This is a genomic window from Sphingobacterium puteale, from assembly GCF_050986225.1.
Taxonomy (GTDB): Bacteria; Bacteroidota; Bacteroidia; order Sphingobacteriales; family Sphingobacteriaceae; genus Sphingobacterium; species Sphingobacterium puteale.
The window spans coordinates 1,539,086-1,551,807 of the sequence record NZ_CP158959.1; the positions used below are offsets into that span (position 1 = coordinate 1,539,086).

General features: G+C 38.5%; 9 protein-coding genes. 2 read left to right on the plus strand and 7 right to left on the minus strand.

Translation table 11 applies throughout. From position 1 onward, the window contains the following. The first annotated feature begins 225 nt into the window (after positions 1 to 225). Positions 226 to 2,691: a glutaminase domain-containing protein gene (locus ABTV71_RS06400; protein WP_433902556.1), complete on the plus strand. Its 2,466-nt coding sequence runs from the start codon at positions 226 to 228 to the stop codon at positions 2,689 to 2,691. A 149-nt stretch (positions 2,692 to 2,840) separates the two neighbouring features. On the opposite strand, the gene ABTV71_RS06405 is transcribed toward ABTV71_RS06400, so the two are convergent. The 7 genes from ABTV71_RS06405 to ABTV71_RS06435 form a co-directional block, all read right to left on the minus strand. Next, a complete protein-coding gene (locus tag ABTV71_RS06405; RefSeq protein WP_433902557.1) occupies positions 2,841 to 3,473 on the minus strand; it encodes a DUF1062 domain-containing protein in 633 nt (210 codons plus the stop codon). A 288-nt stretch (positions 3,474 to 3,761) separates the two neighbouring features. Next, positions 3,762 to 6,209: an FtsX-like permease family protein gene (locus ABTV71_RS06410; protein WP_433902558.1), complete on the minus strand. Its 2,448-nt coding sequence runs from the start codon at positions 6,207 to 6,209 to the stop codon at positions 3,762 to 3,764. A 157-nt stretch (positions 6,210 to 6,366) separates the two neighbouring features. After that, positions 6,367 to 6,993, minus strand: coding sequence for a hypothetical protein (locus ABTV71_RS06415; protein WP_433902559.1), 627 nt, complete (start codon positions 6,991 to 6,993; stop codon positions 6,367 to 6,369). Between the two features lie 51 nt (positions 6,994 to 7,044). Beyond that, complete coding sequence (locus tag ABTV71_RS06420) at positions 7,045 to 7,962, minus strand: hypothetical protein (RefSeq protein ID WP_433902560.1); 918 nt, start codon at positions 7,960 to 7,962, stop codon at positions 7,045 to 7,047. Beyond that, positions 7,959 to 8,927, minus strand: coding sequence for a preprotein translocase subunit SecD (locus ABTV71_RS06425; RefSeq protein WP_433902561.1), 969 nt, complete (start codon positions 8,925 to 8,927; stop codon positions 7,959 to 7,961). The genes ABTV71_RS06420 and ABTV71_RS06425 overlap by 4 nt, the downstream gene beginning before the upstream one ends. Positions 8,928 to 9,608: 681 nt before the next feature. Further along, on the minus strand, positions 9,609 to 11,528 hold the full coding sequence (locus tag ABTV71_RS06430) for a sensor histidine kinase (protein WP_433902562.1): 1,920 nt from the start codon (positions 11,526 to 11,528) through the stop codon (positions 9,609 to 9,611). Further along, complete coding sequence (locus ABTV71_RS06435; protein WP_433902563.1) at positions 11,525 to 12,268, minus strand: LytR/AlgR family response regulator transcription factor; 744 nt, start codon at positions 12,266 to 12,268, stop codon at positions 11,525 to 11,527. Before ABTV71_RS06435 ends, ABTV71_RS06430 begins: the two co-directional genes overlap by 4 nt. A gap of 217 nt (positions 12,269 to 12,485) precedes the next feature. On the opposite strand from ABTV71_RS06435, the gene ABTV71_RS06440 reads away from it, so the two are divergent. Further along, positions 12,486 to 12,719, plus strand: a complete 234-nt coding sequence (locus tag ABTV71_RS06440; protein WP_121125065.1) for a hypothetical protein — start codon at positions 12,486 to 12,488, stop codon at positions 12,717 to 12,719. The last annotated feature ends 3 nt before the right edge of the window (positions 12,720 to 12,722 follow it).

Genomic DNA, 12,722 nt, shown 5'->3' on the forward strand with positions numbered 1-12,722 from the left:
TTTTTATCGTCCAATCTATTTGGGGACCTGCTGCAATATGATATAAATTGCATATAAAATGATACGGAGAGGCTGTTGAATGTCAGTTATTCCAACGTTATTTGTTGTGATGCTCATGTTTTTCTTTAGGCATTTTTTATTGATTCTTTTTTATGCCTGAAAACAGCTAGGCTGCTAATTTTATCAAAATATATGATTAAACCCTTTAAAAAACCTATTTTTAAAATGAACAAACTCGGAAAAGTGAGTATTTGTTGCTTGTTAGCTTGTATATCGAGCTTTTTTGATGCACAGGCGCAACAAAGAAAAGCTCCAGCTTACCCATTGATTACCCACAATCCAAACTTTAGTATCTGGTCAATGACGGATCAGTTGAATGCATCGACTACCAAACATTGGACAGAAGCGGATCATTCGCTCTTGGGACTGATCAATGTCGACGGCAATATTTATCGTTTTCTTGGGAAAGAGGAACCCAGTTATAAAACGATTCTTCCTACGGCGGAGGATCAGTCCTTTACACTACAATATACTGAGTCCAAACCTGCGGGGGACTGGCAGTCTTCTTCTTATCAGGCCAGTGACTGGAAATCAGGTGCTGCCCCTATAGGTGATGATCAAAGACATGTCAAGACTTTGTGGAAATCGGATGATATCTGGGTACGTCGTACCTTTAATGTGACTGACCCGAAAAGCATCAATGAACTCTTCTTAAAACTGAACCACGATGATAATGTCATGGTGTTTTTAAATGGAAAAAAGGTTTATGAAAAGGCGGGTTGGACAAACAGCTTCCAGTACTTGCCGATAAATAAGTCAGACCTAAAGGCTGGCAAAAATCAGATTGCTATACATCTTCGCAATACTGCCGGAGGCCGTTTTCTCGACTTTGGCCTGGTAGATAGGCTCAAAGAGGAGGGAGCAAAGATACAAACTGCCATACAGAAAGATGTGGAGATAACAGCCACACGTACCGTATATAACTTCCAGGCAGGTAAAGTCGATCTGAAGCTTACATTTACGTCGCCGCTGTTGATGGATGATCTGAATCTATTGGCTAGGCCTGTATCTTATATGACCTATCAGGTAAAAGCAAATGATGGAAAACAACATGCTGTAAAAGTCTTTTTAAGTGCGGCATCCAACATTGCGGTTTATAAACCATCACAGGAGGTCGTTGCTGAAAAATATGAGACGGACAAATTAGCTATTTTGAAAACAGGGACAGTCGAACAACCTATTTTACAAAAAGGAGCTGATGATATGCGTATCGACTGGGGCTATTTCTACGTTGCCTCACCAAAGGAGAATCAAGCACGGCAGTTTGTAAGTCCGATGGCAACGGCTGTGGATAATTTTAGAAAAGGGAATACAAAATCAACTAGTACAAAGGGAACAGCATTATCCTTGAATACAATTATTCCTTTTGGGACGGTGGGCAACACGGAAGTCGAACGTTTTGTTGAACTTGGCTATGATGAAATTTATGCTATCCAATATTTCAAAAAAGATCTGCGGCCCTGGTGGAATAATTCGGGTAAGGAAACCATCGAAAATCAACTCACATTAGCGGCCAATGAATACCGCACAGTAATGGACAGATGTGTTGCTTTCGACAAACAAGTTTATGCTGATGCTTTGAAATCAGGGGGAAAGGAATATGCGCATTTAACAACACTGGCCTATCGTCAGAGTATTGCTGCACACACCTTGGTGAAAAGTCCACAGGATGAATTGCTCTGGTTGTCCAAAGAGAACAACAGTGGTGGTTTTATCAATACGGTCGATGTCACTTACCCCTCTGCACCTTTATACCTGATTTATAATCCTGAATTGTTGAAGGGCATGTTGACGGGTATCTTTTACTTTAGTGAAAGTGGCAAATATCCTCACCCTTGGGCGGCACATGATCTGGGTACATATCCATTGGCCAATGGACAGACTTATGGCGAGCCAATGCCTGTCGAAGAGTCCGGAAATATGATTATTTTGACAGCCGCGATTTCAAAAGTACAGGGGGATGTGAGCTATGCACGTAAGCACTGGAAGACGCTCACCACTTGGGTAGACTACCTTGTAAAGGATGGTTTTGATCCGAAAACACAATTATGTACAGATGATTTTGCGGGCCATCTTGCCCGTAACGTAAACTTATCGGTAAAGGCTATTGTGGGGATTGCCTGTTATGCGCAAATGGCTGAGGCGATCGGTGAAACTGAGACGGCGAAGAAATATCGTGCCATCGCAGAGGAGATGGTGCCAAAATGGATGGAAATGGCAGATGCCGGAGACCATTACGCGCTGACATTTGACGATAAAAATACCTGGAGCCAAAAATATAACCTGATCTGGGACAAGGTGCTGGGATTGAATCTGTTTCCACAGAAAGTCTACAACACGGAGATTAAGTATTACCTTACTAAGCAAAGTAGATTCGGCATTCCATTGGATAGCCGAAAAGCATATACCAAAAACGACTGGATTTTGTGGACAGCAACTTTCGCACCGACAAGAGAAGAATTTGAAGCTTTGGTGCATCCGGTGTTCAACCATGCGATCCAAACAGAATCACGTGTTCCATTAAATGATTTTTACGATGCGAATACGGGGATACGTGAGAATTTTAAGGCGCGTAGTGTTGTAGGCGGTTTTTACATGAAGATGCTGTCGGATAAACTTCAGCAAAAATAGGGAGATGTATATCTTACAATAAAAAGTAATACATTTTGATACAAAAAATTAAGGGAACCAACGGTTCCCTTTTTTGTGATAAGCTATAAATTTTATTAAAACAGTTCCAGAAATTGAGACTATCTGTTTTCAGATAATCGAGGATCAGATCAACCCGTTAGTAGACTTTGGTACTCTTTACACAGCACACTTTTAAGTTTTTTACAATCAATTTCAATGCGATCTTTGTCTTTTAGCTTATGTTTTTTCTGTAGTTTTTTCCCCGCTACCGTAATTGCTTCTTGCGTGATGAGTTGATCGAGTTGTCTTGAGGAAAGGTTGAGACAGGTACGAATGAGGGATGATAGCCTAAGTTGAAAGTCAAAGGGATAGTCCACCTCAAATGTTAAGATCCTTTCATTCAAAGACAGCAATTCATCGCTTGAAATCTGGTCATATTGTAAAGTATAGGTCACTGAGACTAAATCGGCTTTCACCTTATTCTTTTTTCTCATTTCTTCGGAAAACGCATACTTCCAAGCCTGTTCTGTATCGTTATTTTGAAATTTGTTGAACAATATACTGTCTATTGCAGTCGGTCGGGTACGTGAAAATATGGTCAGATTGTATGTGCTGTCGCATTTTACACATCGATAAATCAACCATACGTCAACGTTTTTTTTCTGTGCATTTATTCTGAATTTTTCACTGCAATAAAATTGTTTGCTATCGCAGTGGCTACATGATTTCTTTAGTAATGGTGTATTTTTGGGACTGACAGCCCATATATATTTCTTTTGCATTATTTATAGTCGTGCTTAATATTCTTTGTCAATTTTTTTGATATTATTCACGATTTTTCTGCTATCGAAACACGAGGTTATGGATGGCCTGCATAGCAAAAAGAAATATTTGCTATAACAGTTGAGTGAATAATAAAATCAAATGAAAACCTGTTTGGATAGGATTACCCAAATAAAAGAATGATTAGCCTGTGGTTTGTGAGGCTAACTAAGCAACTATAAATTTAAGAATTGTGTTCAAAACGTAATCGTTTGGCCTATATGCTAAGTTAGGTAATTAAATTGAAATTATTCATCTTTTAAACTATTGACCGGATTTATACGTCCTACTTTTAGCGCATGGTAGAAGATAGTTCCAAATGCAATCAACATGCTGGCGATTCCTGCAAGTATAAATATCCAAGCCTGAATACTGATTCTGTAATTGAAGTCCTGTAACCAGGTGTTCATGGCCCACCAGCCAAGAGGACAGGCGATTAGAATGGCTATGAAAATAAGTTTTATAAAATCGGTGGATAGCAATTTTATAATTCCGAGCAAACTGGCTCCAAGAACCTTCCGGATGCCGATCTCTTTTGTCCGCTGTTGGGTCACAAATGCGGCAAGTCCAAATAAGCCCAAACAGGCAATAAATATCGCTAAACCGGCAAAGGTTGAGACAATAACCTGAGTCCGTTGTACATCTGCATATAACATGGCGAATCCTTCATCCAAGAAGGTGTATTGGATTTTTTGATTTGGAGAGAATTTGTTCCAAACATTCGTAATTTCCTGAATACTTTGTTCCAACTTGTCTGATTTAAGTTTGACGGACATCATATTCGGGCTACCGCCGATAACCAGTGCCAGCGGTTTAACATCCTCATTACGCATGTTCCCAAAGATAAAATCTTCGACCACGGCAATGATTGTATAAGTTGCATAATTTCGAATTTTTGCACCGATCGGATTTTTGATGTTCAACTCTTTTACCATCTTTTGATTGACTATTATCGCCGCAGAATCTGTTGGCATGTTCATGTTGAAATTACGGCCTTCGAGAATTTTGATCCCGAAGGTGGCGATATAATCATCATCAACAATCCAGTTCTGACCGGCTACACCCACGTCTTGATTTTGTCTACCATCGTTCCAAAATGAATTTCCGTTACGTTTTACGCCGTCCATGGTAACAGGTAGGTAATCACCAATAGAGACAGAAGCCACACTGGACAATTCCTTTAATTCGTTTTTTAGTAATCTTTGCTTTCCATCCAGAGTGCCCGTTCCTCTTAATATGAGCACCTGTTCTTTATTGAAACCTAAGTCTCTATCTAAAATATAGTTGATTTGCTGGTTGATGACCAGGGTGCCGATAATCAGGATGATAGATGTTGCGAACTGGAAGATAACAAGTCCATTTCGAAACCAGTTGCGGTTAGATTTTAGGTTTACGTTTCCTTTTAACACGGCAATTGGCTTGAATTTAGAAAGATACATTGCGGGATAAATTCCAGATACAATAGCTATCGATAAACCAAAGATGACAAGGGTAGGGATAAAGTACCAGGTTGTCCAAGGAAAAACCAAGGATTTGCCGGCAATCTGATTAAAAAAGGGAAGTAGAAGTACAGCAAAAAATAAGGCAAATGCGATCGAAATTCCACTGTATAAAAAGGACTCCGTCATAAACTGTATAATGAGGGCTTTTCGACCGGAGCCGATTGTCTTCCGGACACCAACTTCTTTTGCACGTGTAACAGCATTGGCAGTAGACAGATTGATAAAGTTGATCATTGCGATAATCAATATGAATGTTGCTATTCCACTAAAAATATAGACCAATCGAATATCTCCACGATTTTGACTTTCAATCTTATGCGTTTGCACGTCATTGGAATATAGATGAATCTTGTCCAAGGGCTGTAAAGTCATTCTTGCAGTATTCCAAACCTCTTCATTGAGCGTCATCCCTGCTTTAATTATAGCGGGTTTATAATGATCCTGGATGTAAGATTTTGTGATTTTCTTTTCTAATTGTTGAATATCGGTCCCTTCTCGGACTTTAAAATAGGTTGTATAGTTGGAGGCCAGCCAATTTAATTTTTCACCTTCATAAGGTTCATGACCACTTAAAGTCATAAAGAAATCATATCCATATAGATTGGAATTTGTGGGAATATCATCGATGACTGCCGTAATGGAATACTCGTTTGATTTATCATTATTTAGATAGATGCGTTTTCCGATCGGATTTCCGTTAAACAGTTTTGCTGCTTTTCGCTTGGTGATTACAATGGTCTTGGGATTGTCAAGCGCATGGCTTAATGAACCGAAGATTGTCTTGGTAGGGAAGAAATCCATGATCGCCTGATCCGCAAAACAAAAGCCTTCTTCAGAAAATAGTTCAGTATTGCCCGTTGTGGCGACTTGATTGGTTCCAGCACCAAACAGCGGGTTTGTTAGTAGTCTTCCGGAGGCAATAATTTCCGGAAATTCTTCTTTTAAAGTAGCACCCGCTGGGGCAGGCAGCGATAACCCTTTTAGAACAGTATTGTCTTTATTGACCACGCCTACGACCCTGAAAAGCAGGTTAGCATCTTTGTAGAATTTATCATAGCTCAGCTCATGCTTTACATACAAAACAATGAGCATACAGATCGCTATGCTAAAGGCAAAACCGCCTATTTTTATTAATGAGAAGAAGCGTTGATTTTTTAAGCTTCTCCAAGCAGTTTTTATATAGTTTTTTAACATAGCGATATCAATTATAAATAGATGACTATTTCATGTGAAAATAGAATGGCAATTGATTTGCCATTGTTTTAGTGTGTTGGTTTTTAGTTGTTTATGTTTTGTTGTTAGAGAGGGAGACTGTTCATATTCGAACATGTTTTTGTTCAGATGCGGACAATTATACACTACAGTCAGCGCTGGCAAAATCTATAATCGTTAACCACCATTGTCTGTCAATTTTGGTGATATAAAAAATAAAAGTACCCGTGTCGCTGTTGACAATAATCCGTCGACTCCGGGTTTCGATACGCTTTACCCTGCTATAGAGATAGTCTAGTTCCTGCCTTTTATTCGATGTAATTTCTTCGCCGATAATGTCTGAATAGTGTATTTTATAAAAATTAATAGATTCGGATAAGGTGTGGTATTTACCTTTATTGGCGACAAATATCCCTTTTTTATAGATTGTTTCACACTCGAAAAAAGGTTGATTGCTATAGGTTATATTTTTTTTGGTTGTGTTTGAAATCTGATCCTGCGCCAGAAAGTCTTGGTAAGGGGCGTTGATCGAGCAATCTGTATGGTGATTAAAGGAGATTTTTGGACTATATGTCCAACGATTATTGACTCCCAAAGTGGTGATGAAATAGAGACCAACGTCTTTGTTAAGAAGTGCATTAAAAGCGATGCTGTCTTTATTGTTATAGGAATTAATCACGTGATCTACGATCTGGCGAACCGTACGGTGCTGTCCATAGGCAACGATATGGATGATACATGATATAACTAATATAATAGTACGCATGGTCGATCACTGTTTTCTATTCTTTACGCTAAGCAAACTTGATACCATTACTTATTTCCACTCACTTGCGACTTTTAGTAAATGTACCATAATATCTCTTTTTTCATATTTTTCAAACTTTTCGGATGTTAGTGCATTGCACAAGATATAATCCGCGGAACTGGTGTCGCTGTTAAAGCTATCGGTAAGAGCAGAAATAGCTTTGTCGAATTCATAATAATTATTATAATCAGGTTCTTCGATAAGTAGAATGTCCTTCATTTTTTGAGTGTAATATTGTTTTACCTCTTCAGGGTATTTCTTTTTGATTAGGGATAACAGATCTTCATGCCCCAGTTGAAATTGTTGTAGGGCCGTCTGATATTGTTTTTCGGTGTATAATATAGAATCTGTGGTGATACCTTTTTGTTTATAATAGGCTATAAATTCGCCATCGGGTAGTAGACCATTCTCGATAAACCAGTCCAGGGTTTTGGAAAACCGTTCGTTTTCATTTTTGATGTTTTCAAAATTGCTGCTACTTGTTATCTGCTTTTTATAAGCTTGAAAGAGTGCATCCTCTACATTTGATAACGTCAATACTTGTTTATACTGCCCTTTTTCCTTTTTTATGAAAAATATATCTTGATAGTGTTTGCTTATATCGATAACCATTGGTACGAGACAAGAGAAAGGCTGATTAATATCATTGGAGAAGAAGCCTTCCTGCCCCAGATAATTCTTGATTCGTAGTGTCTGTGGTGTAGATTTGAGTTTATTGCGTAGGATAGACGCATTGCCTGAATCTATTTTATCCATTTGCGTGTATGACTGCAAAGTATGGTCATTGTCCCAAATAGTGTCCTGACGATGGTTATTGATCGAAATAATCAAATCACTTTGCAAAATCGCTTTTCGCAAATTCAATTGTGCATAACTACTTGTAGCGAGTAATAGCAATAGGATGAGGTATAAACTTTGTTTGATCATTTAGTTTTTTCTTTTCTTCTTTTAATATGATTGTACGATTCGTCAGGTTTGTCACAGCTGGCAAAAAATAGACTTGCGGCAGCGGTAGCTTTGGTGTCAAACTTATCTTGTTTGGGTACTAATGGCTCTTTGGTATATTGACGCAGATAGCGATCACCCTGATCGCGCTCTTGGTCATTATCCTCCGCGGACTTGCTGATGTATTGATTTGTCGCTTTGTCAAAATTATATTCTTCTAGCTCGGGATAAGAAATGTTATAGGCCGCATTAGAAAATATTGCAGTCGGCATAATGCTTCCAGCACGATCATATTCATTTTTCATTGCTAGTATTTCAAGCCAGCGCTTTTGAATAGGGTCTGCTTGGTTTTCTCTTAAAAAGCCCTTTCTGCCGCCATAATTAGAGAGACTAATGGCGAGCTTTTTATCTTCAGTTAAATACAGGTAGGCACCGAAATTCGCCCGTGCTCGCTGTGGTTTATTATAGATTGCGATGAAGTCATTGAAGCGTTGGTCATTTTGATAGTGGAATGTTTGGTATACCGGGCCAGCATCAAAACCTTCATTTTGTACAGTGAATTTCAACTGTGGCATCGGGTGCGATTGCTCATAGATATAGGGGAAATCGAAGCAATTGGCCCCATCGTTGAAAACTGGTTTCATGCTGTCATCTCCAAACTGCACAAAAGCCTTTCCCTCTTCGAAGCCTCTAAAATTGACAGATACTTCATCCCCTAAAGTGGGGTTATGGCATGCATATAGCTGAAATTGCGGTAACTGGTCTGGATAGAAAAGAAGGTAATCTTTTTCAAAGACATAAGAGCCAAAGACCATGGTAGCATAACCATATAACATGAATTTGCCGTCTTCAAAGAGGCAGATGCCACTGAGGTCACCGTACTGTCCACTGATCGTTTTGGATCTGTCTTTACCGGTCGCGATATAATGATTGACTTCTTGTGCCATAATATTTCTGGTTATAACAATAAGGATAGCGAAACTTATGATTCGTCTAATGCATGCGATATTAAAGAACGTATTTTTCATGTACATACCATTACTGATTTTATCAAAGCTAAGAAAGGAATGCTGGCCACAGCAGTGATATTTACAAATCGTAAATAGTTTTTACGATTCGCAAAATATCAATCTTACGGATTTGATATGTGGTCTATACGCTCGTTTGTCGAAATAAAACTCATTGTATCAACTTTCGTTGCAAAAAAGAGCAAGGCCATGAGCAGGCATGTTTCAATAACAAATAGTAGCCTGATTTTACCTAAAGAAGAATAGCTTACTTGTAGCTTTTGATGAATTTTGGAAGAAAGGATAAGCAGTAGAAAACTAATAATTGCTGTGCTGTAATAGGCTAGAATAAAACTCAGGTTAATATTGGCAAACTTGCCTAATAAACTAAAATAGAGAAGACATAGCGTTGGATAATAAGACAAGCAAAGGCAATCGTCTTTAATGATAATAGACCTCCTCCTAAAGGAGACTTTACGATGGTATTCCTAAGTAAGCGAGTTTTATCTTTTTGGTAAAACAGGAAAATTGCAATGCGGGCCAAATCCAATGCAATAATTGTGGCAAGTATAAAGTCCGAATTGAAATATAAAGAATAACCAAATCATTGTCTTAAAAAATTCAGGATGTAACAGGTATCTGCAATTTGACCAGTGTCCCACCTTCAGGATTTTTCGTGATTTTTATGCTTGCTTTCCTGCCCAGGAGCTGCATGCGTTCGTGACTGATTGTTCCAGAGAGTGAGCGATGTGGAGTTTCTTGGATATTTGGTTCAGACTTACCGCTATCAAGGATGTCTACCGATAAAATATCTCCATCCAATTGGAAATGAATGTCGATATTGCCTTTACAGGTTTCGAGGTCAATACCATGTAATAGGGCATTCTCGACATAAGGCTGTATCAACATTGGTGGTAACATGATGGCACTCAGATCTTGTTCGTCTGGCTGTATAATACGATAGGTAAAAGCATCTTCAAAGCGCATTTGCTGTAAGGTCAGATAATTTTCCAGTGTTTCGATCTCCTCATTTAAAGGGACCAGATTTTCTCGGCTTAACTCCAGATTGCTCCGCAACAAACGACTAAAACGATTGAGATATTTGATGGCACTTTCTTTCTTATCTAATCGCACAAAACTCTGTACCGCTGCTAAGGTGTTGAAAATAAAATGTGGTTCCATCTGTGTGCGCAGTAATTGCTGTTGCAGCAGCACTTTTTCTTTCTCCTGGCTTAGGCGTCTTTGACGGAAACTATAGTATAGAAAGAATAATATAATAATCAATAAGATAAGACCCAAAGAGGATATGGCCAGCCATAGGCGGTTTTGCTGCAACTGTAGTTTATTGATCTTAATGCTTTCATTCAATGTGCGAATGGACTGATCTTTGGCCTGTAGTTGATACAATGCATTCATTTCGGCAATAGCTTGCGTGTTTTCCGAATGATAGACATTTTTCTGTAATTGAACAATATTATTTAAGACGGTTATTGCCTCTTCCTTTTTGCCCTGTAAACGGTAAAGCGCGGCCAAGCTTTTTTGAAAGAGTATTTCATTATGCGGAAAGATCAATTTAGGGAACTGTGTTCTAAGCTGTTTGGCCTTCACTATATATTGTGCTGCTTGCACAGGCTTCTTGAATAGCACATAAATTGCTGCGACATTACAGTAGTTTACGAATAGGTTATTCATTAATACCGTAGACTCCTTTATATCGCCTGAGCTTTCATCAATTTCTATTTTAAGCAACTGATAATGTAATAAAGAATCTTGCTGTTTTGTTGTTTCAAAGTACTGTATTTTCGAATCGTATAAAAAACTGATATTATATTTATCTGGAAATGTACGGTGTAGATCTTCTAGTTTCTGGAGATAGGGAAGAATTTCTTTTGCAGGTTTCTGCAATGCATTTAATACTTGAATCATCTGTACGAATACCCGCTGGCGATTGATGTGTCCCTCTGGGAGTGAATCTGAAAGCGGAAGTGCTGCCCGATTCATTTTTTCAGCAAGATTGTACTGAAATGAACTCAGATTATTTTGTGCCGCAGAGAGCAATATGGCTGATTTCGCTTCGGCAGAAAGTCCTGCGGTGCTGTCCGAGAGGACGATTGCAGCTGCTTTGTTGTAGTAATAGCCCGCTTCACGTTCTTTTGCTTCGGCACTGCGGATATTGCCAATACCATTGTAGATAAGTGCTTTGTATTTTAGATTACCGCTTGTGGGTTCGATCAATTCGAGTGCCTGCTCTACAAAAAAGCCAGCGGAATCTTGCTGAAGCATGGCATATAAGCGGGCGGTATTGTATTTAACTTTTGCAAAGAATACGGTGTCTTTTCTTACCTCAGGATTTTCGCTAAGTTGCCGCCAAGCTTTCTTGAGCGAGTCGCCGTTTGTACGCGTCAACCTTATGTCTTCGAGCTCCTTTATCTGTGCTAAAACAGTATCATGATCTTGGGAAGAAAAAGGCGGTCTTTTGTCGCAAGCTACAATATGTAAAATAAGCAGCAAAAAGAAAATACTTCGTAGCAGATATTTCATTTGTCTGGGAAAAGCTGGGTTAAAATTATATTTCTCCGTCGTGATGAAATAGGTATTTCTTCTTTGTTTTTTAATACGATATACTCGGAGCGGTTAACGCCAGTTATATACTTGCGGTTTACCAGATAGGATTGATGGGTACGTAGGAAATATGGGGCGGGTAATAGTTCCTCATAATATTTCAGCGGTTTGGATATAAGTTCTTTGGAACCGTCACTCAGAAAGAAAAAAGTATATGGGCCATCCCCTTTACAGTATACAATGTCGTGGACGGCAACGATACGTACATTGTGAATGGATGTCAAAGTAATACTTTCGGGTAAATCACCATGGTGCATTGCACTTTGTGCCATATTTAGCTGTTGCATCCATTGTGGATTATTATCGCTGCGACGACGGTAGCGTTCTAATGCTTCTTTTAATTCCGTTTGGTCAACTGGTTTTAACAGGTAGTCTAGGGCACCATACTTGATTGCTTTGATGGCAAAATGATTATATGCGGTGATGAATATGACGTTTTGTGGGATAACATGGAGTTTTTTTAGAAGGTCAAAAGCTGTACCATCCTTTAGTTGAATATCCATTAGGATCACATCCGGTTTCTTTTCTTCAATTAGTTTTACAGCAGTTCTGACACTATCGCTCCAACCAATTAGTTCTGTGTCGGTTTCCTCTTGTATAAGGTAACTGATTTCTTTACGGACAGCGGGTTCATCTTCTATTATCGCTACTGTTATCATTTTTCAAACTTTTCTGTTCGGTAAAAATAATAATTGTGAGTAAAAAAAACTTATTCATTTAATATTCGTGCTGTTTTTTTCAATTTATGATAGAGATCGTCAGTCGATATATTCAGTAATTTCACGAATCATAAACGATGTTGACGGATTGTAAATGTAATAAATAGGTTGGTTATTGCATTCAGTATATTTGAGTTAAGCATAAAAATGGAGTACTATGGAATTAGCGATTGAGATCAATAGCGCGAAGGATCTGGCTGAGCTAAAGACAATTCCGAAATTGAATACGCTTTATATTCATGAATTTTTTATCAATAAGAAAATCAAAATAGATAGAAAAAATGAATTGCTTAAAATAATAGCTGATTTAAAACAGATCGATGAAATCATACTGACAATTAACGGGGAGAGCTATATAAGGACTGAATTACTGGCTGAATTGAAAAAATAGAGA

Excerpts from the sequence above, each read along its gene's own strand:
- ABTV71_RS06400 (WP_433902556.1), top strand. The coding sequence starts at position 226 with ATGAACAAACTCGGAAAAGTGAGTATTTGTTGCTTGTTAGCTTGTATA.
- ABTV71_RS06405 (WP_433902557.1), bottom strand. The coding sequence starts at position 3,473 with ATGCAAAAGAAATATATATGGGCTGTCAGTCCCAAAAATACACCATTA.
- ABTV71_RS06410 (WP_433902558.1), bottom strand. The coding sequence starts at position 6,209 with ATGTTAAAAAACTATATAAAAACTGCTTGGAGAAGCTTAAAAAATCAA.
- ABTV71_RS06415 (WP_433902559.1), bottom strand. The coding sequence starts at position 6,993 with ATGCGTACTATTATATTAGTTATATCATGTATCATCCATATCGTTGCC.
- ABTV71_RS06420 (WP_433902560.1), bottom strand. The coding sequence starts at position 7,962 with ATGATCAAACAAAGTTTATACCTCATCCTATTGCTATTACTCGCTACA.
- ABTV71_RS06425 (WP_433902561.1), bottom strand. The coding sequence starts at position 8,927 with ATGGCACAAGAAGTCAATCATTATATCGCGACCGGTAAAGACAGATCC.
- ABTV71_RS06430 (WP_433902562.1), bottom strand. The coding sequence starts at position 11,528 with ATGAAATATCTGCTACGAAGTATTTTCTTTTTGCTGCTTATTTTACAT.
- ABTV71_RS06435 (WP_433902563.1), bottom strand. The coding sequence starts at position 12,268 with ATGATAACAGTAGCGATAATAGAAGATGAACCCGCTGTCCGTAAAGAA.
- ABTV71_RS06440 (WP_121125065.1), top strand. The coding sequence starts at position 12,486 with ATGGAATTAGCGATTGAGATCAATAGCGCGAAGGATCTGGCTGAGCTA.